Below are 25921 nucleotides of genomic sequence, written 5' to 3' on the forward strand. Positions count from 1 at the left end.
TGCGTCCCCGGTCAGGCGAATCGGGCATGATGTGCGGGTGATCTACGCCGTGATCCCGGCGGGTGGCAGTGGCACGAGATTGTGGCCACTGTCCCGCGCCGGCCATCCCAAGTTCCTCCACCCGCTGACCGGCTCCGCCGCCTCGCTGCTCCAGGCGACGGTGGACCGGCTGGGTCCGCTGACCACCGCCGAACGCACCCTGGTGGTCACCGGGACCGCGCACGTGACGGCGGTGGCGCGCCAGCTCGCCGGGCTGCCGGAGGAGAACATCCTGGTCGAGCCCTCGCCCCGGGACTCGTGCGCGGCGATCGCCCTGGCCGCCGCGGTCATCGCGCGGCGCGAGCCGGAGGCGGTGATGGGCTCCTTCGCCGCGGACCACCTGATCGGTGACCCGGAGCGCTGGCGGGAGGTCGTCCGGGAGGCGGTACGCGGCGCCGAGCAGGGCCTGCTGATGACGGTCGGCATCACCCCGACCCGGGCCGAGACCGGCTACGGCTACCTCCAGACCGGCGACCCGGTCGACGGTGGCCCGCTGCGGCCGGTGGCCGAGTTCAAGGAGAAGCCGAGCGCCGAGGTGGCCGAGGCGTACCTGCGCTCCGGGCGGCACCTCTGGAACGCCAGCATGTTCGTCTGGCGGGTCGACGTGTTCCTCGCCGAGCTTGCCCGCCAGCAGCCCGCCCTGCACGCCGGGATCGTGGCGATCGCCGAGGCGTGGGGCACCGAGGAGCAGGACGACGTGCTCGGCACGGTCTGGCCGACGCTGCCGAAGATCTCCGTCGACTACGCGGTGATGGAGGGCGCGGCGACCGCCGGCCGGGTGGCGACCGTGCCGGGCGACTTCGGCTGGAACGACGTCGGCGACTTCCACACCCTGGGCGAGGTGCTGCCCGCCGACGCGGACGGCAACGTGGTGCTCGGCGCCGACGCCAAACCGGGGGTGCTGCTGCGGGACAGCGCCGGACTGGTGCTGGTGCCCCACTCCGGGCGGCTGGTGGCCGCCGTCGGCGTGCGCGACCTGGTCATCGTCGACACCCCGGACGCGCTGCTGGTCTGCCCCCGCGACCGGGCGCAGGACGTGAAGAAGGTCGTCGACGAGCTCAAGGAACGGGGCGAAGAGGGGCTCGTCTGAGCGTCGCCAGGGCCGGGGCGACCAGGTGCGCCGTCCCGCCGGCCAGCGGCTCCGGCAGCCGGTCCGGCGGGAACCAGCCCAGCGCCTCGGACTCCTCGCTGACCCGCTCCACGGCGTCGGCCGGGGCGAGCACGGCGAAGCGCACGTCGTAGTGCAGCGAGCCGCCCTGGCAGCTCACCGGGTGGATGTCGACGTCGATCGGGACGGGGTCGATCCGCAGGCCGGCGATGCCGGACTCCTCGCCGGCCTCGCGCAGGGCGGCGGCGGCGAGGGTCCGGTCGGCCGGCTCGCAGTGGCCGCCGAGCTGCACCCACCGCCGGAACTTGCCGTGCAGGCAGAGCAGCACCCGCGACCCGGTGGCGTCGAGCACCAGCGCGCTCGCCGTGACGTGCCCCGGCCGGTGCGCCCGGCTCATCGCCACCGGCCCGGCGGCCAGCAGCGCGACCGTGCGGTCGCGGGCCTCGGCGGCGGCCGGGCCGGTCGGCTCCCACCGGCTCAGCGTCGCGACGGCGTCGGCGTGCAGGGCCGCGTACACCTCGGCGTGCCGCGCCTCGTCCGTCCCGGCGGGCGCGGCCGCGCGCGGCTCCGCGTCCGACGGTCGGGAGGCGGCGGTGGGGAAGTCGGCCATGTCGACACTGTACGAGCCGACGCTTCGTACCCTGGCCCGGTGACCCTGCGTCTGTTGGAGTTCGTCGTGGCCGGCAACGAGGCCAGCGATCTGTTGCCGGTGCGCTCCGTGCCGCTGCTGCGGGCGCACGGTGCCCGGCGGGGCTTCTGGACCGTGCTCGACGAGGGGCCGGTGGAGCACTGCCTGGCCCTGCTGCTGGAGCTGGACGACGGCCGCTGGGTCGCCCACCACGTGGCCGCCGACGCCGGGGCCGAGAACGGCCGCACGGAGGACGGCGAGGCGCTCGCCCACCACGACGGCTGGGTGTACGTCTTCGGGTCCCACTTCGGGTCGAAGGCGGGGCCGCTGCGCCCGCGACGCGCCTTCGTGGCCCGGTTCCGCGAGGACGACGCGGCGGCGGGCCCCCTGCCGGTGCAGGTGGTCCGCAACCGGTTCCGGCTGCACCGGGCGGTCAACGACGCCCTGCTCAAGGCGGCGTTCACCCCGCTGCCGCCGGGCGAGCGGGTGCGGGCCCGGTTCATCGGGGAGACCGTCGCCCGGGGCACCGCCCGGTCGAAGGGGTGGGTCAGCCGGCTCGTTCCCGACGACCTGCCGCTGAACGTGGAGGCGGCGGCCTTCACGCCGGCCGGCGGGGTCCTGCTCGGACTGCGGTTCCCGGTCACCGCCGACGGCGAGCCGATCCTGGTCGAGCTGACCGGTGTGCCGGAGATGTTCGACCCGGCGCCGAGCTGGCCGCGGGCGGCTGGGGCGTACGTCCTGACGGGGGTGACGCCGCCCGGCGCGCTGGCCGGCTTCCGGGCGATCACGCCCACGGACGACGGCGGCTACGCGGCGATCGTCGGGTCGATCGACGCGTTGGGCAAGGGCTCGGTGCTGCTCGACGACCATCCGTCCGGCGGCGAGGTCACCTCCCGGCACGTGCGGTTTTCCGCACCGGGCGACGAGTACCTGGTCCCCGGCGAGCTGGTGGCCGACCTGGCGCCGTTCCACCATGTGGAGGGGGTGGCCGAGTGGGACGGGCAGAGCTTCTACGTCACCGACGAGGACCATCGGGTGGCGCTCTGGGTCGCCTGAGCTGTGGTGGACCGGCGGCCGGACGACACCTCCGCGGAACAGGCCCGCAGACCCTCGTGGTGCCGCCCGGTCGCCGGTCTCTCCCCGCCCCCCGGGTGCCCGTTTCCAGGCGCGTCGGGTGACGTGCCCGCCCCCGTGTACGGGCAGTGAGAGCATGCCGAACGGCCCCCGGAGGCGTCGAGGTCTTTCAGTCCACGCTTAAAGACGGAGATAAGTGCCGGCCAGGTACAGTGCAAACGGTTGCCAGGCATCCCCTCTGCCGGGCGACGCGGGAGCCGTCCATGCTGAAGATCTACTTTTCCGCCGAGGACATCCTCCGGACCCGGGTGGCTCCGGCGGCGGATCCGGTGTGGGAGCTGGTTCTCAGCCTGCACCTGCTGCCCGGCCGTGGCCGGGATCCGCTGCTGGCGGGCTGGCGGCGTAGCGTCACGCAGGGGCTGCGCGAGGTCAGCGACTCGGCGGGGCTGCGCCTCCTGCTGACGCTCAACCCGCCCCGCGGCTACTTCCCCGACTTCCTCACCCCGTACGAGAGCATGTCGGGGTTCGACGCCGGCATGGAGGCGGTCCGCAGCACCCCCACGGCCCTGCTGCAACGCGACCTGGCGCTGCTCGCCGCCAACAGTGCCCTGCCCGTCGGCGCGGGGGCGCTGGCCCGGGGGGAGCCGGACATCCTGCGCGGTCTGACCGGCGCGATGGAGCGCTACCGGGGTCTGGCGATCGACCCGTACTGGACCCGGATCCAGGCCGCGGTGGAGGCCGACCGGGCCCGGCGGGCCCGCGCCCTGCTCGACGGCGGGGTGGAGGGGCTGCTGGCCAGCATGCGGCCCGCCATGCGCTGGGAGGACGGCGTCCTGGAGATCCGCGACTACCCGCACAGCCGGGAGCTGCACCTGGGCGGGCGCGGCCTGCTGCTGGTGCCGTCGTTCTTCTGCGCGGCCACGCCGGTGGCCCTGCTCGATCCGGCGCTGCCCCCGGTCCTCGTCTATCCGGTGGACCGGCTCGGCGGCCTGCTGCCGGCCCCCGGCGAGGGCGGCGGCCCCGGTGCGTCGGATCCGGGGCGGGAGGCGCTGGCCGCGCTGCTCGGCCGGACCCGGGCCGCCGTGCTGGCGGCCAGCGACGACGGCTGCACCACCGGCGAGGTGGCCCGCCGGCTCAACATCTCGGCCGCCGCCGCGAGCCAGCACACCACCGTGCTGCGCAACGCCGGCCTGCTGGTCAGCCAGCGCGACCGCAACACCGTCCTGCACACCCTGACCCCGTTGGGGCGGGCGATGCTCAACTCCTGAGCGCGCCCGCTGCCGTCAGCCGGCTCCGGCCCCTGTCCGCCCGGGTGCCGTCAGAGGGCGAGCGCGGCGCTGGCGGTGGTGCCCGGGGGCGGGGGGAGCAGCAGGGAGGCGACGCCCTCGGCCGCCAGGGCGGCGCGGAGGCGTTGCAGGTCGGCGCCGAAGCGGACCAGGTCGACCGGGCCGGCCGGGGTGGCCGGGGAACCGAGCACCAGCGTCGTCGCCTCCGCCGGCCAGCCGGGCACCCGGGAGGTCAGCCCGGCGTGGGCCTCCTCGTCGGCGACCAGGCTGAAGACCGTGCCGGGCGCGACCACGCCCGCGACCGTGCCGATCGCCCGGCGTACGGCCTCCGGGTCGGGCGGGCTCGGGTTGGGGCCGTCCGGCAGGGTGGCGGCGGCGGCCAGCCCGGCGGCCCTCGCCTCGGCGGTGCCCAGCGAGAAGAGGTCCATCGACGCGTCCCGGACCAGCGCCGACGCGCCGACGCCGTCGTCGGGCCGGGGCGCGGTGAGGTAGCCGCGCACCACCGCGACGGGCATCTGGTCACACTTGCCCTTGATCAGCTCGCCCGCGCCGGCCAGCTCGTCCACCACCGCCATCTGGGTGAGCTGGAGCTCGTTGCCGTACGGGTCGACCTCGCCCCGGTGGTCGCGGATCGCGTCCATCCCGGCGACGCCGAGCGCCACGTCGGTGAGCCCGTTGCGCCAGGGCCGGCCCATCGTGTCGCTGACGATCACCGCGACGTCCACGCCGTGACGCTCGCGCAGCGCGGCGCGCAGCGCCCGGGCGGAGGCGTCCGGGTCCTCGGGGAGCAGCACCAGCCGGGTCTTGTCGACGTTCGAGGCGTCGATGCCGGCCGACGCCATCACGAAGCCGTGGTGGGTCTGCACGATCCGGGTCGCGCCCCGGGTGGCCACCACCCGCGCCGTCTCGGCGGCGAGCACCTCGTCCCGAGCGGCGAGCCGCTCGGGCCCGTCCGCCGGGACGTCGACGAGGCGCCCCTCCGCCTTCGAGACGATCTTGCTGGTCACCACCAGCACGTCGCCGTCGCGCAACCAGGGCGCGGCGGTGGCGATCAGGGCCGCCAGGTCGTCGCCCTCGGACACGTGGCCGATGCCCGGCACCGGCAGGATCTCAAGCCTCACGTCAGCTCCAGCGCGGCGCGGACCATGGCCGCCGTCGCCGCCTCGTCGGTCATCCGCAGCGGTGCCGCGCGGACCGTCACCTCCGGCACCACCGTGCCGGCGTCCTCCTCGGCGACCAGCCAGCCGTCGAGCAGCCCGCCGGCGGACCGGCCGCCGTAGAGCCGGCCCACGCCGGCCGCGCTGCACTCCACCCCGAGCACCGCCAGGCAGCGGTCGGCCATGCCGCGCACCGGCGCGCCGCCGATGATCGGCGACACGCCGACCACCGGCGCGGGGCCGTCGGAGACCGCCTCGCGTAGCCCGGGCACGGCCAGGATCGGGGCGACGCTCACCACCGGGTTGCTCGGCGCGATCAGCACCACGTCGGCTTTGGCGACGGCCTCCAGCACGCCGGGCGCCGGCCGGGCGGCCTCCGCGCCGACGAAGACGAACCGGTGGGTGGGGACGTCGCCGCGGTGGCGTACCCACCACTCCTGGAAGTGGATCGCCCGCTGGCCGCCGTCGAGGTCCACCACCACGTGCGTCTCCAGCCGGTCGTCGGTCGCCGGCAGCATGCGTACGCCGGGCTGCCAGCGGGCGGCGAGCGCCTCGGTGACGGCGTGCAGCGGGTAGCCGGCGTTGACCATCGTGGTCCGCACCAGGTGGGTGGCGATGTCCTTGTCGCCGAGCCCGAACCAGCTCGGCTCGGCGCCGTACGCGGCCAGTTCCTGCTTGACCGTCCAGCTCTCGCCGACGCGCCCCCAGCCCCGCTCCGGATCCGCGCCGCCACCCAGCGTGTACATCACGCTGTCCAGGTCGGGGCAGACCTTGAGCCCGTGCAGGAGCAGATCGTCGCCGACGTTGACCACGGCGGTCACCTCGGCGCCGACCTCCCGGGCGTACGCCCGCACGCCGACCAGGAAGCGAGCACCTCCGATGCCGCCCGTCAGAACCACGATGCGCATGCCGCCCATCCTCGCGCACGGGCCGCCTCCGGTCCGCGCGTGGGCCGGGAGACTAGGCTCACGTCGGCAACTGTCCGCATTCGCCCCGAGGGGGATCCCGTGACCAGCCCCGCCGAGCCCGCGTCCACCGACGCGACGCAGGCCAGCCAACTGACCAAGCCGCTGCGTGAACTCGCCGCCTTCGTGCTCCTCGGCGCGAACGCCGTGTTCCTCTTCGTCGGCCTGATCCGGCTGGTGACGCCCACCGAGTACAGCACGATCGGCGGCCGGGCGGGCAGCGCCTTCTTCGCCTTCGTCGGCGTGGAGTCGGTATTCCTGCCGCTGCTGGCCGTGCTGCTCGCCACGCACGTGAAGCCCCCGGTGCCGAAGGCGAAGTTGATCACCCAGGTAGCCCTGGGCGAGTACGCCGTCAGCGCGCTGTTCGGCGGGCTGACCTTCCTCTTCTGGACGGTCGACCGGCTGGCCGAGGGCGAGATCCTCGACGCCTTCCTGGGCCTGCTGAGCCGCGTGGCCTGGCTGGCGCTGTTCGCCGTCGCCGCGTACGTCGTGTTCAAGGTCTGGCGCACCCTCTACTACGTGCCGAAGCCGAAGCCGCAGCCCGGCGTGTACGGCCAGCCGCAGCCCGGCTGGCCCCAGCAGCAGGGCGGCTACCCCGGCCCGGGCCAGCAGGTCCCCGGTCAGCAGGTTCCCGGTCAGCAGGGCGGCTGGCAGGCGCCGGGCCCCTACGGCGCCCCGTACGGTCAGCAGCCCGCGCCGTACGCCGGCGGCCCGCAGCCGGGCTCGCCGTTCGCACCGGCCCCGCAGTCCGCGCCCCCGGCCCCGCAGTCCGCGCCCCCGGCCGCTCCCGCCCCGCAGTCCGCGCCCCCGTTCGGCCAGCCGCAGAGCGCCCCGCCGTTCGGCCAGCCGCCCTCGGCCGACCCCACGCAGGCGATCCCGCGCCAGCCCGTCGAGCCGGCGGAGCCCACCCAGGCGATCCCGCGTCCCGCCGCCGACGAGACCGACCGGACCCAGCGCATCAACCCCGGCGAGAGCCCCGACGCCCCGCGCTGACCGCGACCCCGCCTCACCCGAGCGCCCCGCACGGCTCCCGTGCGGGGCGCTCGCCGTCCCACCCCCACTGCCCCGTCCCACCCAACTGTGCGCGGGGAGCGGCGTGGGGGTGGAGTGCGCTGGGTCACCGTGTGGGCCGGGTGGGTGAGGTGGGACGGGGCGGTTGAGCGCCTAGGCTGGGCGGATGGTTGATCGCACCGTGCCCGGCCCGACCGATGCGAGCGTGCGGCGGGCACTGCACCGGGCCGCGAGCGGGCGGGCGCTCGACGTCGACGAGTCCACCGCGCTGCTGGCCGCCCGGGGCGGGGCGCTGGACGAGCTGCTCGACGTGGCGGGCGCCGTGCGCGACGCCGGGCTGCGCGAGGCCGGGCGGCCGGGCGTGGTCACGTACTCGAAGAAGGTCTTCATTCCCCTCACCCGGCTGTGCCGGGACCGGTGCCACTACTGCACCTTCGCGACCGTGCCGCACCGGCTGCCGGCGGCCTTCCTCGACCGGGACGAGGTCCTCGCCATCGCGCGGGCGGGCGCGGCGCAGGGCTGCAAGGAGGCGTTGTTCACGCTCGGCGACCGGCCGGAGGAGCGCTGGCCGGCGGCCCGGCAGTGGCTGGACGAGCGCGGCTACGACTCGACCCTCGACTACCTGCGCGCGTGCGCGGTGGCGGTGCTGGAGGAGACCGGGCTGCTGCCGCACCTGAACCCGGGCGTGCTGTCCTGGTCGGAGTTGCAGCGGCTCAAGCCCGTCGCGCCCAGCATGGGGATGATGCTGGAGACCACGGCGACCCGGCTGTGGTCGGAGCCGGGCGGCCCGCACTTCGGCTCGCCGGACAAGGAACCGGCGGTACGGCTGCGGGTGCTCGACGACGCGGGCCGGGTCGGGGTGCCGTTCACCACCGGCATCCTGATCGGCATCGGCGAGACCCCGGCCGAGCGGGTCGACGCGATCTTCGCGATCCGCCGGGCGCACCGCGAGTACGGCCACCTCCAGGAGGTGATCGTGCAGAACTTCCGCGCGAAGCCGGACACGGCGATGCGCGGGATGCCCGACGCGGAGCTGCACGACCTCGCCGCCACGGTGGCGGTGGCCCGGGTGCTGCTCGGGCCGAAGGCCCGGATCCAGGCCCCGCCGAACCTCATCGCGGGCGAGTACGACCTGCTGCTGCGCGCCGGCATCGACGACTGGGGCGGGGTGTCCCCGCTGACGCCGGACCACGTCAACCCGGAGCGCCCCTGGCCGCAGATCGACGAGCTGGCCCGGCACACGGAGAAGGCCGGCTTCACCCTGCGCGAGCGGCTGACGATCTACCCCGAGTACGTGCGGGCCGGCGACCCGTGGCTGGACCCGCGCCTGCTGCCGCACGTCGGCGCGCTGGCCGACCCGGCGACGGGGCTGGCCGTGGAGGAGGCCCGTCCGGTGGGCCGGCCCTGGCAGGAGCCCGACGAGACGTACGGCGGCCGGACCGACCTGCACGCCACGATCGACACCACCGGGCGCACCGGCGACCGGCGTGGCGACTTCGACCACGTCTACGGCGACTGGTCCGAGGTGGCCGGCAAGGTCACCACCGGCGGCGGGGGCGGGACCGACGGCGACCTGCGGGCCGGGCTGCGGCTGGCGGCCGACGACCCGGCGGCGCTGCTGGAGCCCCGGCACGCCGATGCCGCGCTGGCGCTGTTCGCCGCCGACGGGCCGGCGCTCGACGAGCTGTGCCGGCTCGCCGACGACGTGCGCCGGGCGGCGGTCGGCGACGACGTGACGTACGTGGTCAACCGCAACATCAACTTCAGCAACGTCTGCTACGTCGGCTGCCGGTTCTGCGCCTTCGCCCAGCGGGAGCGGGACGCCGACGCGTACCGGCTGTCGGTGGACCAGGTCGCCGACCGGGCCGAGGAGGCGTGGGCGGCCGGTGCCAGCGAGGTCTGCCTCCAGGGCGGGATCGACCCGAAGCTGCCGGTGACCGTCTACGCCGACCTGGTCCGGGCGATCAAGGCGCGGGTGCCGGGGATGCACGTGCACGCGTTCTCGCCGATGGAGATCGTCACCGCCGCCGCGAAGGCCGGCGTGTCGGTGCGGGAGTGGCTGACCGGGCTGCGCGAGGCCGGCCTGGACACCATCCCGGGCACCGCCGCGGAGATCCTCGACGACGACGTGCGCTGGGTGCTCACCAAGGGCAAACTGCCGGCCGCCGCCTGGGTCGACGTGGTCGGCACGGCACACGAGCTGGGCATCCGGTCCAGCTCCACCATGATGTACGGCCACGTGGACCACCCCGGACAGTGGCTCGCGCACTTCCGGGTGCTGGCCGGGCTGCAGGACCGTACGGGCGGGTTCACCGAGTTCGTGGCGCTGCCGTTCGTGCACACGAACGCGCCGATCTACCTGGCCGGCATCGCCCGCCCGGGGCCGACGTGGCGGGAGAACCGGGTCGTGCACGCGATGGCCCGGCTGCTGCTGCACGGCCGGATCGACAACATCCAGTGCTCCTGGGTGAAGCTCGGCGACGAGGGCACGGCGGCGATGCTGCGGGGCGGCTGCAACGACCTGGGCGGCACGCTGATGGAGGAGACGATCTCCCGGATGGCCGGCTCCGGCAACGGCTCGGCCCGTACCGAGGAACAGTTGATCGCCATCGCGACGGCCGCCGGACGACCGGCCCGCAGGCGCACGACGGCGTACGGCCGATAGGCATCGAGCCTCACGTAGCCTGGATCCCGCGATGGCGGACGGCCTTTTCATGCTAGGCGCTGGGCAGCCGGAGGCAGAAGTGATTCAACTGGATTTTTCCGTTCCAAAGCCGGGGTCCGCCTGGCGGGAGACGTGGCGGCTGCGGGACGGGTCCGATCCCGCCACCGTCTCCGAGATGGATCTCCGCTACAAGTATTTCGGGGCGCAGGTGGACTTCGCCATCGACGACATGACGGTCATCTCGAAGGTGGGCCACGTGACGTTGGTCGATCTGGCCCTGGCCCTGCGACACGCCGAGGGGCGACTCTCGTCCGGCGAGGACGCGGCGTTCGGCTTCACGGAGAGTTCCAAGGTCGTGCGTCTTGAGGGTCCGGGTCCGGTCATCTCGGTCAGGCCGTCCGTGAGCTCGGAGAGCGCGCAGGTGTCGAGACAGCAGCTCGTTCCGGCGCTCGCGACGTTCCGGGAATCCGTCTATCAGCGGCTCATCGTTGAGGTGCCCGGTCTTGAGGGCAACCCCACCATCCAGAAACTGAGGTCGCCAGCGTCATGAGCCCGGCCAGCGGCGCCCTGACGGTGGTCCCGCTCGACGGCAGTCCGCCATTGGAATCGCAGCACGGTGCCGCGTCCCGATCCGCATACCGACTGGTGGGACGGATCGGCCCATCGGCGGGATTTCCGTCGCGCATGGAGTGATCGCCGAATTCGACCGATCGAGCAGTGCGCCATCGGTTACGGGCGGGGTGGCGGGCCTGGGTCCGCCGACATGACCGTCCACATGGTGGAAGCGGAACCGGCGTCGCCGCCCGCTCGGCGGGCGGTCGGCGGTAACTCGGGTTAACCTGTGCCCCACCAAGATCAACGAATCGTGGTGGGTGACTTCCGAGCGTCCTCATCGGCCTGCCCCGTCGGGTCGGCGGGGGAGCGCCACGGGAGAAAACTCGGGCAACTCGCCGGAGAGGGCGTTACTCGGCCGGGGTCTGAATCGATAGGGCAGGTTGCGAGGCCGGGTGGCCGGGTGGCCGTCCGGAGTGTTGTCGGGAGGACGACTCCATTATCAAGTGCGGCTTGACGGCGCACGCATTACACGCGTGTAATTTGAATGGGGTTGTTCGCGCGGAACGCAACAAATCGGGACCGTACGGACAAGCACGCCTTCCGCGTGGGGGGTTGCAGCGGCGATGACGCCGGTGCGCGACAAGGAGGCATCTGATGGACGGCCAGCTTGAGGTGGCCGACCTGCTCGGAAACGCGCCGGAGTGGCAGGAGCGGGCGCTTTGCTCCCAGACCGATCCGGAGGCGTTCTTTCCCGAGAAGGGCGGCTCGACCCGCGAGGCGAAGCGGATCTGCTCGCGCTGCGAGGTGAAGACGGAATGCCTCGAATACGCTCTCGGCCACGACGAGCGGTTCGGGATCTGGGGCGGGCTCTCCGAGCGGGAGCGGCGCAAGCTCAAGCGGCGGGTCGCCTGAGCCTTGCCGGGCCGGGGCGGTGGGGGCCGCCCGGCTCAGGCCAACTCGTCGGGGTCCACCCCGAGCAGATTGGCCACCTGTTCGATGATCACGTCGTGCACGAGATCCGCGAGGTCCTCGCGGTCCATCGCACGGAACTCCAACGGCCGGCGGTAGAGCACGATCCGCGGGGGCACCTCCTGCCGGCCGGGGCGACCCGGCAGCAGCCGGGCGAGCGGCACCTCGCCGTCCTCCAGCACATCGGAGTCGTAGACGTTGAGGTCCGGCGGAACGTCCTCCACCGCGAACTCGACCCCGGCCAGTTCCTTGGCGAACCGCCGTTCGAGGGTCTCGACCGTGTCCAGCACCAGGTCGTCGAAGATCTCCGCCTTCGTACGCGCCAACGGCACCGTCGCCGGCACCAGCCGCCCGCGCAGGCCGCGCCCGTGCCGGTCGCGGTGGGCGCGCCGGCCGGGGCCGGGGCGGCGGTGTTCCGGGCTCGTCATGAGGAAAGGTTAGCGCCCGCACCGACCTGGCCTGCGGCAGCGCCGCTGGCGCGGCGCGGCGCGGTCGGCATCCGCGGGGTGGCGCTCGCCCGCCCGGCGGCCCGCCGGCGCGCAACCGGCCGAATTGTGATCACCGTGACGGGCGTGTCGCAACGCGAAGCAGTGCGCCGGACCCGGTAATGGAGATACCCTGCCGCCGTGAGGTCACCACGGCGCTGCTCCCGTAACGGCTGCCCCCGGCAAGCGGTCGCCACGCTGACCTATGTCTACAACGAGTCGACAGCGGTGGTCGGCCCCCTGGCGGCGTTCGCCGAGCCGCACACGTACGACCTCTGTGAACCGCACGCCCGGAGCCTGACGGCGCCGCGCGGCTGGGACGTGGTCCGGCACGAGGGCGAGTTCGAGCCCCCGCCGCCCACCACCGACGATCTGGTCGCCCTCGCCGAGGCCGTCCGCGAGGCCGCCCGCCCGGTGGCGCCGCGCCCGCCCGAGGACGACCAGACCGTCAACTCGACCCCCCAGACGGGCCGCCGGGGTCACCTCCGCGTCATCCCCCCGAACCACTGACCCGCGCCCGCACGGGCCTCCCGGCCACGGGGTAGCCGGCCGGCCGCCGCAACCACACCGTTCGCGCGCTGTCGGGCTGCCCCGTCCATGCGCCCAGTGCGGACGCGCCCCCACTGGACACTTCCGGGCCCTTTCCGGACCCTCTCGGCACGCCTGAGATGGGCGGAACATGTCTCACCCCGACACGCCGGCAGACCGCAGACGCCAGCGCGAAGCGTGACTACCGTGCGCCACAGCGTGACAGGGCGGCGGAGTGCGCGAGCGGTGCTGGCGGCCCCCGGTGGAGCGGGCGAGCGGAGCGGAGGACTGGCGGGGTGAACGAGGCGCTGCGGGTAGCGATGGCCGAGAAGGGCGAGACCGCCGAGTCGCTGGCGGAGAAGGTGGGCGTCGACCCGAAGACGGCGGGGCGGTGGCTCGCCTCGGGGCGGATCCCGCACCCCAGGACCCGGATCGCCGTCGCCGAGGTCCTCGGGCGCGACGCCGCCGAGCTGTGGCCCGAGCCGTTCCGCCGCCGTGACCTGCCGTGGTTCCGGCCGTGGGCCGAGCTGGAGCAGGACGCCGTCTCGATCAGGTCCTACCAGCCATCGCTGGTGCCGGGCCTGCTCCAGACCGAGGGGTACGCCCGCGCGGTGCTGGCGACCGGCGGCCTACTCCCGGCGGCCGAGGTGGACGAGATCGTGGGCGGCCGGCTGGCCCGGCAGGCGATCCTGGCCCGGGACGCCCCGCCCCAGCTCGTCGCCGTGATCGACGAGGTGGTGCTGCACCGTCGGGTGGGGGACCGGGCGGTGATGGCCGGGCAGTTGGCCCACCTGCTGGCGGCCGCCGCGCAGGAGCACGTGCAGGTGCGGGTGATCCCCGCCGGGACGCCGTGGCACACCGGGCTCGCCGGGCCGTTCGTGCTGATCCGCCTGCCCGACGGCGCGGAGACGGCCTATGTGGACAACCAGCTTCGCGGTCAGGTGGTGACCGAGAGTGCCGACGTTGCTAGCGTGGGCGCGAGATGGGAGAGCGTCGCGGGCGAGGCGCTGCCGCGACGGCAGTCGATCGAGCTGATCGGGGAAGTGGCGACGACATGGACATGACCGACGCCCGCTGGCGCACCGCGACCCGCAGCAGCAACAACGGTGGCGACTGCGTCGAGGTGGCCGACAACCTGCCCGGTCGGGTGCTCGTGCGGGACAGCAAGGACCGCGCCGGGGGCGTGCTCACCTTCGCGCCGGACGCCTGGCGGGCGTTCGTCGGGTCGGCCGGCCGGCACGGGCGCGCCGGCTGACCGGGGCGGCGCCCCAGGCGTACGCCTGCCGCAGCGTGCGGCAGACGGACGCCGCACTGGCGGGACAGGGCCGTCACCGCGACGGTCCGCACCGCTCCCGCGACGATCCGCACCGCTCCGGCGGTCGAGCAGGATGTGGTCGCGTCATCGCCCTTCGCGCACGCTGACACCCGCCGTCCGTCGTCGCCGTCGGCCCATGCCAATATCTGTCGTTCACCGCACCTGACGTCCCGTCGGCGCGCCACTCCCACCTGCCCGCCGACGATGACCCAGAGGAGTCGTCACATGCGAACTCCCCTCCGGCCCCTCACCCGGCGTGGGCTGCTGACCGGCGCCCTCGGCTCGGCGGCGCTGCTGGCGGCGGGCGGCTCCCTGGCGGGCTGCGGCACCAGGGCCGCCACCCAGACGGAGGCCGGCTGCGTCAGCGAGGACCTGTCCGGCACCGAGAAGACGCTGGCGTTCTCCAACTGGCCGCAGTACATGGACGTGGACGACGCCGACACCGCCAAGCGGCCCACCCTGGACGCGTTCGTCAAGAAGAGCGGCATCCGGGTCACCTACACCGAGGACATCAACGACAACAGGGAGTTCTTCGGCAAGGTGCAGCACCAGCTCGCGGGGTGCCAGCCCACCGGGCGGGACATCATGGTCCTCAGCGACTGGCTGGCGGCGCGGATGATCCGGCTCGGCTGGGTCCAGAAGCTGGACAAGTCGAAGCTGCCCAACGTCCAGGCCAACCTGCTGCCCTCGCTGCGCAACCGGTCCTTCGACCCCGCGGACCACCTCGCCGTCCCGTGGCAGTCCGGCCTGGCCGGTCTCGCCTACAACGGCCGGGTCACCAAGGAGATCCGTACGGTCGACGAGCTGCTCACCCGCCCCGACCTCAGGGGCAGGGTGACCGCGCTGGCCGAGATGCACGACACCATGGGCCTGCTGCTCCAGTCGAACGGCCACGATCCGGCGTACTTCAGCGACGCCCAGTTCGACGAGGCGCTCGCCAAGCTGAAGAAGGCCGTCGACTCGGGCCAGATCCGCCGGTTCACCGGCAACGACTACGCGCCGGCACTCGCCAAGGGCGACATCGCCGCCTGCATCGGCTGGTCCGGCGACGCCATCCAGCTCGGCTTCGAGGACGACAAGATCAAATTTGTGGTGCCCGAGTCCGGGGCGATGCTCTGGTCCGACAACATGCTGGTGCCGAACAGGGCCACCCACAAGGGCAACGCCGAGCAACTCGTCGACTACTACTACCAACCGGCGGTCGCCGCCCGGCTCGCGGCGTACGTCAACTACATCTGCCCCGTCCAGGGCGCGCAGGCCGAGATGGAGAAGATCGACCCGGCGCTGGCCGCCCACCCGCTCATCTTCCCCGACGCCGCCATGCTCGCCAGGACGGCGGTCTTCATGGCGCTGGACGAGAAGCAGGAACGCGAGTACGAGAGCAAGTTCCAGCGGGTCATCGGGGCGTGAGCGGGATGGGTGCCACGACTGCGGGACACGGGAGCCCGGCCGGCGACCTGCGGCTGGCGCACCTCACCAAGCGGTTCGGCGGCGTCACCGCGGTGGACGACCTCAACCTGACCGTCCCGCAGGGCTCGTTCTTCGCCCTGCTCGGCCCGTCCGGCTGCGGCAAGACCACCACGCTGCGGATGATCGCCGGGCTGGAGGAGCCGACCGGCGGGCAGGTGCTGCTGGGCGAACGGGACGTCACCCGGCTGCGCCCGTACAAGCGGCCGGTGAACACCGTCTTCCAGAGCTACGCGCTCTTCCCGCACCTGGACGTCTTCGAGAACGTGGCGTTCGGCCTGCGCCGGCGGGGCATCCGCTCCGTCGACGACGAGGTCATGGGCATGCTCGCGCTGGTGCAGCTCGACGACCACGGCCACCGCCGGCCCGCCGAGCTGTCCGGCGGGCAGCAGCAGCGGGTCGCGCTGGCCCGCGCCCTCGTCAACCGCCCGCAGGTGCTGCTGCTGGACGAGCCGCTCGGCGCGCTCGACCTGAAGCTGCGCCGGCGGATGCAGCTCGAACTCAAGCGGATCCAGACCGAGGTCGGCATCACGTTCGTGCACGTCACCCACGACCAGGAGGAGGCCATGACGATGGCCGACACCGTCGCGGTGCTGGACGCCGGGCGGATCGAGCAGCTCGGCGCCCCCGCCGACCTCTACGAATACCCGGCCACGGCGTTCGTGGCGAACTTCCTCGGCCAGTCCAACCTGCTCGCCGGCGAGGCGGCCGGCGCGGCCGGGGACGAGGTGGCGGTGTCGGCGCACGGCCGTCGCTTCTCGGTGCCCGCCGGCCGGGCCCGGGTCGACCGGGGGCCGGTCCACCTGGGCGTACGCCCGGAGAAGCTGCATCTGGTCGACTCCGTCGACCAGGTCCCCGCCGGATGCCAGCACGTCACCGGGATCGTCACCGACGCCTCCTACGTGGGGGTGAGCACCCAGTACCTGCTGCGCACCGGCTGGGGCGGCGAGCTGACCGCGTTCGTGGCCAACAGCGGCACGACCCGTCCACTGCCCGTGGGGGTGGAGGCGGCGGCGTACTGGGAGCCACGGCACGCCTTCCTGCTGCCCCGGGAGGCTGGCGGGCAGGACCGGAGCGCTCCGGCGCGGGACGAGCCGGTCGGCGCACCCTCGTGAGCGCCCCCGCGCGCCCGCCCACAGGTGCCGCCCAGCCGTCGGCACCCGGGCCACCCCGCCCGCCCGGGCGGCACCGGCTCCTGCCGTACCTGCTGCTGCTGCCCGCGGCGGCGTGGCTGCTCGTCTTCTTCGTGGTGCCGCTGCTCCAGCTCGCCGCCGCCAGCCTCTACGACCCCGCCGGCTCGCTCGCCACCGGGTACGCCATGACGTGGGCCTTCGGCAACTACCCGGACGCGCTCGCCGCGTACTGGCCGCAGTTCGGGCGGTCCTTCGGCTACGCGGGCGCCGCGCTGGTGCTGGCGCTGCTGGCCGGCTACCCGCTCGCGTACGCGATCGCGCGCAAGGCCGGCCGGTGGAGGAACCTGCTGCTGGTCTGCGTGGTCGCGCCGATGTTCACCAGCTTCCTGGTGCGCACGCTCGCGTGGAAGACCATCCTGTCGGACAACGGCTGGCTCGTCGGGCTGCTGCGCGACGTGCACCTGCTCGCCCCCGACGGCCGGCTGCTCGCCACCCCCGTCGCCGTGGTGCTCGGCCTGACGTACAACTTCCTGCCCTTTCTGGTGCTGCCCCTGTACGCGAGCCTGGAGCGGTTGGACCCCCGGCTGCTGGAGGCGGCCGGCGACCTCTACGCCGGCCCGCTGCGGACCTTCCGCCGGGTCACCCTGCCGTTGTCCATGCCCGGCCTGGTGGCCGGCACGCTGCTGTTCTTCATCCCCGCCAGCGGCGACTACATCAACGCCGAACTGCTCGGCACCCCCAACGAGTACATGATCGGCAACGTCATCGACTCGGCGTTCCTGGTCCGGCTGGACTACCCGCAGGGCGCGGCGCTGTCGTTCCTGCTGATGGCGGCGATCCTCGCGGTGGTCTTCGGCTACCTGCGCCGGACGGTTCCGGGAGAAGGTCCTGCGAGCGCGAGGAGTGCAGCGCAGCGGAGCCCCGCAGTCGCGGGCGAAAGGCCAGCTCTGTGAGCGCTCGGGTCTTCCGCTGGCTGGCCGATCGTTGGGTGGCGGGCGTGGCGCTGCTGGTGCTCGGCTACCTGCTCCTGCCGATCGCCGTGGTCGCCGCGCTCTCCTTCAACCGCCCCTCCAGCCGCCTGTCGTACGACTTCGACGAGTTCACCCTCGACAACTGGCGCAACCCGTGCGCCACCTCCGACATGTGCGACGCGGTGGTGCGCAGCGTCCAGATCGGCTTCATCGCGACCGTGGTCGCCACGGTGCTCGGCACCCTGATGGCGTTCGCGCTGGCGCGGCACCGGTTCCGTGGCCGTTCCGCGATCGACGTGCTGATCTTCCTGCCGATGGCCACCCCCGAACTGGTGATGGGCACCTCGCTGCTGGCCCTCTTCGTCTCCGCCGGGGTGCCGCAGGGCTTCTGGACCGTCGTCGTCGCCCACGTCATGTTCTGCCTGTCGTTCGTGGTGGTCACCGTCAGGGCGCGGCTGGCCGGGATGGACCCCCGGCTGGAGGAGGCCGCGATGGACCTCTACGCGAGCGAGTGGCAGACCTTCCGGCGGATCACCCTGCCGCTGGCGCTGCCGGGCATCGTGGCCGCCGCGCTGCTCGCGTTCTCGCTCTCCTTCGACGACTTCATCGTCACGAACTTCAACGCCGGCACCACCGTCACGTTCCCCATGTATGTCTGGGGTGCCGCCCAGCGGGGCATCCCGCCGCAGGTCAACGTCATCGGCACCGCCATGTTCCTGCTCGCCCTGCTACTGGTGCTCCCCGCCACCCTAAGAACGCGCCGACCCAAAAAAGCCCCCTAACCCCGCCCCGCCCCCGCCCGCCCCCGCCCCCGCCCGCCCGCCCCCGCCCGCGCCCGCCCCGCCCGCCCGCCCGCCCGGCGCGTCGATCATGCAGTTGTGGTGCCCCGCGAAAGGCGTGAATGCGGGCGTTCTGGGCGCCACAAGTGCATGATCGACGGAGCTGTGTGCGCGTGCAGCCCGCCGTACGAGGGGCGAGCGGCGTTGCCGTCGCGTCGGTCGTGGAGCCGGGGCCGCTCGGGCTAGCACACGTCAGGGGTGAGGTGGGGTTTTTCCACAGAGGGGGCGTTGTCCACAGGGGGCATCAGGGCGGGTGGTGCGAGTGGGGCGCGCTCGGCAGGGTGACTGGTCATGGCAGAGGGGCTGTACCGGTATCCGGAGCTGATCTCCGTGGGGCTGAGTCGGGCGCAGGTGAGACGGAGCGTCGACACGGGGCGTATCCACCGGCTGTCGAGGGGCGTCTACGGTCCAACGGTCGACCAGGGCCAGCAACTGACGGCGATCTTCAAGAGGCTGCCGAACGGGGTCGTGGTCGGCTTCCAGACCGGCGCCCGGCTGCACGGCTTCGGAGCCGAGCCCAGCGAAGACGTACATGTGATCGTGCCGGCCGGGCTCGTCGTACCTCGTATCCGGGGCGTCGTGACGCATGAGTCCGTGCTGCCGGTCCAGGAGGCGGTTCTGCTGGAAGGGGTACCTTGCGCGCCTGCGGCCCGGTGCGCTGTCGATCTGGCCAGGTCGCAGCATCGGATGAACGCCCTGCCGCTGCTCGATCGGTGCCTGCGCGTGGGCGCCTGTCGGCCTGACCAACTCCGGGCCGAGGTGACGCGGCATGCCCGGCTCCGAGCCGTGTGCCAGGCGCGACAGCTGATCGACCTCGCGGACCCCAGAGCGGAATGCCGCCAGGAGAGTCAGCTCCGGCTCCTGCTGGCCGACGGCGGATTGCCCGCTCCGGATCCCCAACTGTGGGTGCGGGACGAAGACGGCATCTGCATCTACCGGCTGGACCTCGGCTATCGGAAGCGTCGGATCGGCATCGAGTACGACGGGAGTTCGCACCTCGACCGTGAGCGCCTCCGCCACGACCGCTCCCGCATGAACTGGCTCGCCGCACATGGCTGGCGCATGCGTTACTTCACCGACCTGGACCTGTACCGCCGCCCTGCCCACATCATCTCCACGATCGCGGCGCTCTTCGCCTCCTGATCTGGACCGGCGTGCTCGACGGGGGCGTAGTTCGTGGTCAGGGCAGCGCTTGGCGGTACCCGCGGTGGGTCTAACCCTGCCGCCCTAGCGGCCACAGCTGGATCTGGTACCGCTCCGCCGCCTCGGGAATGAGCCGTCTCATCTCGTGCAACGCGGCGGCGAACTCCTCATCCGTGCCAGCCTGCGCCATCTCGAACCGGTCGAGGACCTCGTTGTGGTTGTAGGCGATCACCCGCGCGCCGTATCGGCCCGCACCCGACGGCAGTTCGATGCCGCACCGAACTGGGGAGTCGAGCGACTCGTCGACGCGCCAACAATCGTCCGGAAAGTCCACGCGACCCTCGATCGCGAAGTCGAACGGGCGCTGCTCCGGCAGGATCCGCGGCATCCGTGACCAGGTCTCCACCGACACGAAAGCCCGGCTGACCTCGGTTGCTGTACGCACCCCGACGGCGCTGGCGGCGAACCCGACCCCGTCAGCGAAGGCCAGTCGCCCTGCTTCCGAACGATCCCGCTGCGCGTTCGCAGCGTGGGAGTACAGGCAGAACATCATGTACGACGCCGAGACGACTGTGTCCAGTTTGGAGGAGAGAACGGGCACTCCCCAAGAATGTCGACTCGTGGCCCGTAGCAGGCAGCGGCACCTGGCAGACCGGGTCGGTCATGCACTTGTGGTGCCTGACGAAAGGGGCAATGGAGGTATTCCGCCCGCCACAACTGCATGATCGCCGGGGCGGGGCGGGGCGGGGCGGGGCGGGGCGGGGCGGGGCGGGGTGGGGCGGGGCGGGGCGGGGCGGGGCAGGGTGGGGTGGGGTGGGTGGGGTGGGGTGGGGTGGGTGGGGTGGGGTGGGGTGGGGTGGGAGGAAGAGGGCCCCTCGCCAGGCGGAGCGTGGCGAGGGGCCCTCTGGTGCGGCCGTGTGCTGAGCTGACGAATTTTTAGAGGGTCAGGGTCCAGCCGTCGATGTAGCCGGTGTCGCCGGAGGCGGCGTCCTGGACGCGCAGGCTCCAGGTGCCGTTACGGGTCTCCGTGGAGAGGTTGACCGTGTAGGTCTGGTTGATGTTGTCGGCGGAGCCGCCGGTGCGGTTGTGCAGGGTGTAGGCGCTGCCGTCGGGGGCGACCAGGCTGACGACGAGGTCACCGACGTAGGTGTGCACGATCTGCACGGCGACCTTGCTGGTGGACGAGGCGGTACCGGTGCAGCCGGCGATCGCGATGCTGCTGGTGACCGTCGCGCTGTCGTTGACGGTGACGTTGTTGGCATTGGTGCCGGTGCAGTTCGTCGTGCCGGAGCCGCCCAGGTTGAGCGTCCAGCTGTTCACGTAGCCGGTGTCGCCGGCGCCCGCGTCCTGGACCCGCAGCTTCCAGGTGCCGTTGGCGACCTCGGAGGAGAGGTTGACCGTGTAGGTCTGGTTGATGTTGTCGGCGGAGCCGCCGGTGCGGTTGTGCAGGGTGTAGGCGCTGCCGTCGGGGGCGACGAGGCTGACGGCGAGGTCACCGATGTAGGTGTGCACGATCTGCACGGCGACGGTGCTGGCGGAGCCGGCGTTGCCGGTGCAGCCCGCGATGGTGATGGTGCTCTCCACCGTGGCGTTGTCGCTGATCGTCACGTCGGTGCCGTTGGTCTGGGTGCAGCCGGTGGGCGGCGGGGGCGGCGGGGGCGTGGTGCCGCCGTCGCCGACGTACAGCAGCTTGTTGGGCGAGCCGGTGCCGGGGCTGGTCACCGCGTTGCTGGTGGCGTCGGTGACGAGCTTGTCGCGTACCTGCTGCGGGGTGAACGTCGGGTTGGCGGCGAGCACGAGCGCGGCGGCGCCGACCACGTGCGGGGTCGCCATCGAGGTGCCGCTGATGCTGTTCGTGGCCGTGTTGCTGGTGTGCCAGGCCGAGGTGATCGAGCTGCCGGGGGCGAAGATGTCCAGGCAGGTGCCGATGTTGGAGAACGACGAGCGGGCGTCGGTGTTGGTGGTCGAGCCGACGGTGATGCCGGCGAGGAGGCTGGCCGGCGAGCTGTTGCAGGCGTTCGCGCCGTAGTCGTTGCCGGCCGCCAGGCCGTAGGTGACGCCGTCGGCGATGGAGCGGGCCACCGCGTCGTTGAGGGCCTGGCTGAAGCCGCCGCCGAGGCTCATGTTCGCCACCGCGAGCTGGCCGGCGGCGTGGTCGCCGGTCACCCAGTCGACGCCGGAGATGACGCCGGCGTCGGTGCCGCTGCCCTCGCAGTCGAGCACCCGGACGCCGACCAGCGTGACGCCCTTGGCCACGCCGTAGGCGGTGCCGCCGACCGTGCCGGCCACGTGCGTGCCGTGCCCGTTGCAGTCGTCGGCGCTGCCGCCGTCGATGGAGTCGAAGCCGGTGACGGCACGACCGCCGAAGTCGCTGTGGCCGAACCGGATGCCGGTGTCGATGATGTACGCCTTCACGCCCGAGCCAGTGTTCGGGTAGGTGTACGAGTTGTTCAGCGGCAGCGCGCGCTGGTCGAGCCGGTCCAGGCCCCAGGACGGGGTGGGGCTCTGCGTACCGCTGATCCGCATGGTGTGGTTCTGCTGGACGTAGCGCACCGAGGGGTCGGCGGCGAGCCGCTTGGCCTCCGCCTCGGACATCCGGGCCTCGAACCCGCGCAGCGCGTTCTGGTACGTCCGGTTGACCGCGCCACGGTGCCGGCCGGCGAGGTCACGGGCCTTCTTCGTGACGTCGGTCCGGCCCACCGAGGTGTCCTTGAACACCACGATGTACGAGTCGTCGACGGCGGTGGCGCCGCCCGCCATGAGGATCTGTCCCTCGGCGGGGGCAGCCGTCGCGGGGGCGCCGAACGCCACGGCGGTGGCGACGGCGGCGGTCAACACACCGACGCGCCAGCGGCGCGCGGCGGGATAGGGGAGTGTCATCCCTCGGGTGTTCCTCTCGCTACACGACGGCGGGTCCCGCCATCGATCGCAATTGATCAAAGTGAGCAAGAGCGTAGGGCCTGCGCGGCGAAAAGTGGAGACGTGAGAGCACCTTGTGTTTGGAGGGCGGACTGCGGTAAGGGATCAGCCGCGCTCACTGTCATGCGGAGGTCTACGCTGCTGCGTGTGGACCCGGTCGCCTTTCATGTCGCCTCCCGCCCCGCCCACGGCGAGGGCGAGCTGACCGTCCACCACCCGTACGACGGGCGCGCCGTCGGTCGTACCACCCTCGCCACCGCCGGCCAGGTCGAAGCGGCCGTCGCGGCAGCCGCCGGGGTGGCCGCGGAGGTCGCGGCCCTGCCCGCGCACGTCCGCGCGGCGGCCCTGGACCACGTGTCCCGGCGGCTCGCCGAGCGGGTCGAGGAGTTCGCGCGGCTCATCACCGCCGAGAACGGCAAGCCGCTGAAGTGGGCGCGCGCCGAGGTCGGGCGGGCCGTCTCGACCTTCCGCTGGGCCGCCGAGGAGGCCCGGCGCTTCTCGGGCGAGCTGCAACGCCTCGACACCGACCCCGCCGCCACCGGGCGGATCGCCCTGGTCCGGCGGGTGCCGAAGGGGCCGGTGCTCGGTATCGCGCCGTTCAACTTCCCGCTGAACCTCGTCGCGCACAAGGTCGCCCCGACCATCGCGGTCGGCACCCCGATCATCGTCAAGCCCGCCCCCGCCACCCCGCTGTCGGCACTGCTGCTGGGCGAGCTGCTCGCCGAGACCGACCTGCCGGAGGGGACGTTCTCGGTCCTGCCGCTACCGAACGAGCGCGCCGCCGAGCTGGTCGCCGACCCCCGGCTGCCGGTGGTCTCGTTCACCGGCTCCGGGCCGGTCGGCGCGGCGATCCGCCGCTCGGTGCCCGAAAAGCACGTCACCCTGGAGCTGGGCGGCAACGCCGCCGCCGTGATCTGCGAGGACTGGAACACCGCCGAGGACCTGACCTTCGCCGCGCACCGCATCGCGACGTTCTCCAACTACCAGGCCGGCCAGTCGTGCATCGCCGTGCAGCGGGTCTACGTGCACGAATGGCTCTACGACGCGTTCCTGCCCCGCCTCGTCGCGGCGGTGCAGGAGCTGCGGGTCGGCGACCCGTCCGACCCCCTCACCGACGTCGGGCCGCTGATCTCCGCCGACGCCGCCCGCCGGGTCGAGGCGTGGGTGGACGAGGCCGTCACCGCCGGCGCCACCATCGAGCTGGGCGGCCGGCGCGACGGCGCGACGTACCCGCCGACCGTGCTCTCCGGCGTGCCGGCGGACGCCAGGGTCTGCGCCGAGGAGGTCTTCGGGCCCGTGCTGGTGGTCGCCCGCGTCGCGCACGACCAGGCCGCGTTCGCCGCCGTCAACGACTCGGCGTACGGGTTGCAGGCGGGGGTCTTCACCCACCGCCTCGACACGGCCTTCGCGGCGCACCGCGCCCTGGAGGTGGGCGGGGTGATCGTCGGCGACGTGCCGTCGTACCGGGCCGACCAGATGCCGTACGGCGGGGTGAAGGGCAGCGGCGTCGGGCGGGAGGGTGTGCGCAGCGCCATGGAGGACTACACGGAGCCCCGGGTCATGGTGCTGACCGGCCTGTCGCTGTAGCGCCGCCCGCTCACCAGGTGCCGTCGTCGCGTACGCGGGCCGGCGCCCGGCCGAGCAGCAGGGTGGTCAGCGCGGCGTCGATGTCCTCGCCGAGGAACCATTCGCCGGCCTGGTCCAGCGCGAAGACCCGCCCTCGCTCGTCGACGGCGAAGATGCTGTCGCCGTGCTCGGAGCCGACGGGAAAGAGTCTCGTCCCGAGTACGGCGGCGAAGTCGGCGAGCGTGTCGGCCGAGTACGCGCTCCGGAGTGGGTTGGTCGTGAACCGACTGATCCAGACCTGCTCGCCGGGGCCCCGGCGGCTGCTCACGATCGCGGGGAAGACGGTCAGCGCCCGCTCGGCCGCAGGGAAGGGCTCGTGGCGGTGTCGCTGGCCGGCGACCTCGCACGTCTCCCGGATCGCCCCGGCGGCCAGGGCGGGGTTGAACTCGCTGTCCTCCCAGCCCCCCTCCATCAGCGCGTCGGCTACGGCAGCCGGGAAGCGGCCCGGATGATGCGGGTGCTGTGGGTGCGGGTGCCACTCCGAGGTGAAGGCCAGGTCCGCCCAGGAGAGCGCGTTGAAGTGGACCAGGAAGTTGACGCACGAATCGCAGGCTCTCTCCGCCCTGCCGCCATAAGCGTCGCCCGCCTCACGCACCCGGAAGACCTCGAGGCGGGCACCGCCCAGCAGCATCTCCGCGTCGGCCATGCCGAGCGGCGCAATGCCTTCGGCGGCGCGGTGGTGATCGTAGTGGTGCAGGACGTCGGAGACGACGATCAGCTCGGCGTGCCGGTCGCCGCCGCGTACGAGGTGGCCGGCGGGAAGTTCGTCCAGGTAGGAGCGCACGAGTGGGTGATGGTTGAGGGTGATGTCGCCCTTGGCGCCCTGGGCGCGGAAGAGTCGTCCCCCGACCGTCAGGTGGGCCGCCGTGTTGGGGGTGGGCAGGCGGTGGATCTCGCGGAGCAGTTGGCTGGCAGGGGCGACGGTGCGGGGCACACCGGGGCCTTGCGGGCGGCTGCGGCGGTACATCTGCGCGACCACGTCGGTCGGCACGCGCGGCCAGGTGGTCGTCTCGCCGGTGGTCTTGTCGACGACGGTGGTGGGCAGGTCGCCGGGCATCGTGCCCGCCTCGACGGGCACGGTGGCGGTGATGACGTAGCCGAGGTCGAACTCGTCGACTCTGGGGCGGCAGTCGTGTCCCAGGCGTTGTGACTCGCGGCGGGCCCACACGGTGGCGAGTTGCTCGGCCTGCTGGCGATCGATCACGGCTTGAAAGTACCGGACCCCACGGATTCGTGGCGCCCGGTATGGTTCGCCCTACCGACGGTAACCGGGGGAGGGTGGCGTTGGCCGAGAGTGTGGACCGGGACGCCAATCGCGCGCTGCGGGCGCGGTTCGACGAGGTGTACGGGGACTACCAGCGACTGAGGTCCGGTCTGGACGAGCTGCAGGGCCGGCTCGCCGAGCTGCGGGTGACCGAGCGCTCCGAGGACGGTCAGGTGACCGCCACCGCCGGTGCCCGCGGCGAGCTGATCTCGGTTGAGCTGCACCCCGCCGTCTTCCACGACCGGGACGCGAAGGCGTTGAGCCGGAAGATCACGGCCACCGTCCACCAGGCCGGCGCTGCGGCGGTTGCCGCCACCCAGGAACTCGTGGCCGGCTACCTGCCCGCCGGCTCCGGGGCGACGGACTTCCTGCGTACGGGTGACTTCGGTTCCTTGCTGGGCCGGGCCGACGCCGTGCTGCGCCGGGGCGAGTGATGGACGGTCAGCTCTGGCTCGACCCGCAGCGTGCCCGACGCGGGGGCATCGACCTCTCGCTCTCCGGCGAGGCCATCACCGAACGCCGCCGCCAGATGGGCGGCGCCATCGCGGCGGCGAGCGACCGCTCGCCGTGGGGCAAGGACGACATCGGGGCCGCGTTCGAGCAGAAGTACCGCGGCTTCGAGGAACTGGTCCTTCGCGCGTGGGACGGCGTGGGCCGGCACCTGGAGGGCCTCGGCGCCGACGTGGTCCGGTCGGTGGACGCCAACCTGCGGACGGATGCGGCGGGTGCGGGGCGGCTCGGCCGCGTCGGTGACCGGCACCAGCAGCGCTGATC

25 protein-coding genes are annotated in these 25921 nt (G+C 73.0%); 18 read left to right on the forward strand and 7 right to left on the reverse strand.

Features of this window, described 5'->3' with window-relative positions; all coding sequences use genetic code 11:
* The first annotated feature begins 37 nt into the window (after positions 1-37).
* Entirely contained in the window at positions 38-1129 is a 1092-nt protein-coding gene (locus ACN27A_RS26775; RefSeq protein ID WP_421457319.1) for a mannose-1-phosphate guanylyltransferase, read from the forward strand.
* Here ACN27A_RS26775 and ACN27A_RS26780 read toward each other — a convergent pair.
* Positions 1098-1757 carry an NUDIX hydrolase gene (locus tag ACN27A_RS26780; RefSeq protein WP_421457320.1) on the reverse strand — a complete coding sequence of 220 codons (660 nt, stop codon included), beginning with the start codon at positions 1755-1757 and terminating at the stop codon, positions 1098-1100. The genes ACN27A_RS26775 and ACN27A_RS26780 overlap by 32 nt on opposite strands.
* Positions 1758-1796: 39 nt before the next feature.
* Between ACN27A_RS26780 and ACN27A_RS26785 the strand changes: the two genes are divergently transcribed.
* Together ACN27A_RS26785 and ACN27A_RS26790 are read left to right on the forward strand one after the other, a co-directional pair.
* Positions 1797-2831 carry a hypothetical protein gene (locus ACN27A_RS26785; protein WP_421457321.1) on the forward strand — a complete coding sequence of 345 codons (1035 nt, stop codon included), beginning with the start codon at positions 1797-1799 and terminating at the stop codon, positions 2829-2831.
* Positions 2832-3112: 281 nt separating this feature from the next.
* The gene (locus tag ACN27A_RS26790) at positions 3113-4117 is read left to right on the forward strand and encodes an ArsR/SmtB family transcription factor (protein WP_421457322.1); all 1005 of its coding nucleotides are present in this window, start codon (positions 3113-3115) and stop codon (positions 4115-4117) included.
* Between the two features lie 50 nt (positions 4118-4167).
* Here the strand turns inward: ACN27A_RS26790 and ACN27A_RS26795 are convergent, their stop codons facing one another.
* The gene (locus ACN27A_RS26795; RefSeq protein WP_421457323.1) at positions 4168-5256 is read right to left on the reverse strand and encodes a coenzyme F420-0:L-glutamate ligase; all 1089 of its coding nucleotides are present in this window, start codon (positions 5254-5256) and stop codon (positions 4168-4170) included.
* A complete protein-coding gene (gene cofD, locus ACN27A_RS26800) occupies positions 5253-6200 on the reverse strand; it encodes a 2-phospho-L-lactate transferase (protein ID WP_421457324.1) in 948 nt (315 codons plus the stop codon). Before cofD ends, ACN27A_RS26795 begins: the two co-directional genes overlap by 4 nt.
* A 99-nt stretch (positions 6201-6299) precedes the next feature.
* On the opposite strand from cofD, the gene ACN27A_RS26805 reads away from it, so the two are divergent.
* The 4 genes from ACN27A_RS26805 to ACN27A_RS26820 all read left to right on the forward strand — a co-directional run bounded on the left by ACN27A_RS26805 (position 6300) and on the right by ACN27A_RS26820 (position 11400).
* The gene (locus tag ACN27A_RS26805) at positions 6300-7250 is read left to right on the forward strand and encodes a hypothetical protein (protein ID WP_421457325.1); all 951 of its coding nucleotides are present in this window, start codon (positions 6300-6302) and stop codon (positions 7248-7250) included.
* Between the two features lie 184 nt (positions 7251-7434).
* Positions 7435-9933, forward strand: coding sequence for a bifunctional FO biosynthesis protein CofGH (locus ACN27A_RS26810; protein WP_421457326.1), 2499 nt, complete (start codon positions 7435-7437; stop codon positions 9931-9933).
* 31 nt (positions 9934-9964) lie between these two features.
* Positions 9965-10483, forward strand: coding sequence for a hypothetical protein (locus ACN27A_RS26815; RefSeq protein WP_421457327.1), 519 nt, complete (start codon positions 9965-9967; stop codon positions 10481-10483).
* Positions 10484-11142: 659 nt separating this feature from the next.
* Positions 11143-11400, forward strand: a complete 258-nt coding sequence (locus ACN27A_RS26820) for a WhiB family transcriptional regulator (RefSeq protein WP_088980572.1) — start codon at positions 11143-11145, stop codon at positions 11398-11400.
* 35 nt (positions 11401-11435) lie between these two features.
* Here the strand turns inward: ACN27A_RS26820 and ACN27A_RS26825 are convergent, their stop codons facing one another.
* Positions 11436-11885 carry a metallopeptidase family protein gene (locus ACN27A_RS26825; RefSeq protein ID WP_089001916.1) on the reverse strand — a complete coding sequence of 150 codons (450 nt, stop codon included), beginning with the start codon at positions 11883-11885 and terminating at the stop codon, positions 11436-11438.
* Between the two features lie 198 nt (positions 11886-12083).
* On the opposite strand from ACN27A_RS26825, the gene ACN27A_RS26830 reads away from it, so the two are divergent.
* From ACN27A_RS26830 to ACN27A_RS26865, 8 genes are all read left to right on the forward strand, one after another.
* Positions 12084-12452, forward strand: a complete 369-nt coding sequence (locus ACN27A_RS26830) for a DUF3499 domain-containing protein (RefSeq protein ID WP_132233538.1) — start codon at positions 12084-12086, stop codon at positions 12450-12452.
* A 314-nt stretch (positions 12453-12766) separates the two neighbouring features.
* Entirely contained in the window at positions 12767-13534 is a 768-nt protein-coding gene (locus ACN27A_RS26835; RefSeq protein ID WP_421457328.1) for a helix-turn-helix domain-containing protein, read from the forward strand.
* Entirely contained in the window at positions 13525-13725 is a 201-nt protein-coding gene (locus ACN27A_RS26840) for a DUF397 domain-containing protein (protein WP_132233542.1), read from the forward strand. The genes ACN27A_RS26835 and ACN27A_RS26840 overlap by 10 nt, the downstream gene beginning before the upstream one ends.
* A 285-nt stretch (positions 13726-14010) precedes the next feature.
* Positions 14011-15195: a polyamine ABC transporter substrate-binding protein gene (locus ACN27A_RS26845; protein ID WP_421457329.1), complete on the forward strand. Its 1185-nt coding sequence runs from the start codon at positions 14011-14013 to the stop codon at positions 15193-15195.
* Positions 15196-15200: 5 nt separating this feature from the next.
* Positions 15201-16367, forward strand: a complete 1167-nt coding sequence (locus ACN27A_RS26850) for an ABC transporter ATP-binding protein (RefSeq protein ID WP_421457330.1) — start codon at positions 15201-15203, stop codon at positions 16365-16367.
* Positions 16364-17338, forward strand: coding sequence for an ABC transporter permease (locus ACN27A_RS26855; protein WP_421457331.1), 975 nt, complete (start codon positions 16364-16366; stop codon positions 17336-17338). Before ACN27A_RS26850 ends, ACN27A_RS26855 begins: the two co-directional genes overlap by 4 nt.
* Positions 17335-18138 (forward strand): ABC transporter permease, encoded by an 804-nt coding sequence (locus ACN27A_RS26860; RefSeq protein ID WP_421457332.1) that lies wholly within the window; start codon positions 17335-17337, stop codon positions 18136-18138. The genes ACN27A_RS26855 and ACN27A_RS26860 overlap by 4 nt, the downstream gene beginning before the upstream one ends.
* Positions 18139-18486: 348 nt before the next feature.
* Positions 18487-19338: a DUF559 domain-containing protein gene (locus ACN27A_RS26865; protein WP_421457333.1), complete on the forward strand. Its 852-nt coding sequence runs from the start codon at positions 18487-18489 to the stop codon at positions 19336-19338.
* A gap of 70 nt (positions 19339-19408) precedes the next feature.
* On the opposite strand, the gene ACN27A_RS26870 is transcribed toward ACN27A_RS26865, so the two are convergent.
* Both ACN27A_RS26870 and ACN27A_RS26875 read right to left on the reverse strand, forming a co-directional pair.
* A complete protein-coding gene (locus ACN27A_RS26870) occupies positions 19409-19939 on the reverse strand; it encodes a hypothetical protein (RefSeq protein WP_421457334.1) in 531 nt (176 codons plus the stop codon).
* 335 nt (positions 19940-20274) lie between these two features.
* Positions 20275-22218 (reverse strand): proprotein convertase P-domain-containing protein, encoded by a 1944-nt coding sequence (locus ACN27A_RS26875; RefSeq protein WP_421457335.1) that lies wholly within the window; start codon positions 22216-22218, stop codon positions 20275-20277.
* Positions 22219-22404: 186 nt separating this feature from the next.
* Between ACN27A_RS26875 and ACN27A_RS26880 the strand changes: the two genes are divergently transcribed.
* Positions 22405-23844 (forward strand): aldehyde dehydrogenase family protein, encoded by a 1440-nt coding sequence (locus ACN27A_RS26880; protein ID WP_421457336.1) that lies wholly within the window; start codon positions 22405-22407, stop codon positions 23842-23844.
* A gap of 10 nt (positions 23845-23854) precedes the next feature.
* Here the strand turns inward: ACN27A_RS26880 and ACN27A_RS26885 are convergent, their stop codons facing one another.
* A complete protein-coding gene (locus tag ACN27A_RS26885; protein WP_421457337.1) occupies positions 23855-25087 on the reverse strand; it encodes an SUKH-3 domain-containing protein in 1233 nt (410 codons plus the stop codon).
* A gap of 74 nt (positions 25088-25161) precedes the next feature.
* Between ACN27A_RS26885 and ACN27A_RS26890 the strand changes: the two genes are divergently transcribed.
* Positions 25162-25581: a YbaB/EbfC family nucleoid-associated protein gene (locus tag ACN27A_RS26890; protein ID WP_421457338.1), complete on the forward strand. Its 420-nt coding sequence runs from the start codon at positions 25162-25164 to the stop codon at positions 25579-25581.
* The gene (locus tag ACN27A_RS26895; protein ID WP_421457339.1) at positions 25581-25919 is read left to right on the forward strand and encodes a hypothetical protein; all 339 of its coding nucleotides are present in this window, start codon (positions 25581-25583) and stop codon (positions 25917-25919) included. The genes ACN27A_RS26890 and ACN27A_RS26895 overlap by 1 nt, the downstream gene beginning before the upstream one ends.
* Positions 25920-25921 lie beyond the last annotated feature (2 nt).

Source organism: Micromonospora sp. WMMD737 (assembly GCF_049179055.1).
In the GTDB taxonomy this organism is placed as follows: Bacteria; Actinomycetota; Actinomycetes; order Mycobacteriales; family Micromonosporaceae; genus Micromonospora; species Micromonospora reichwaldensis.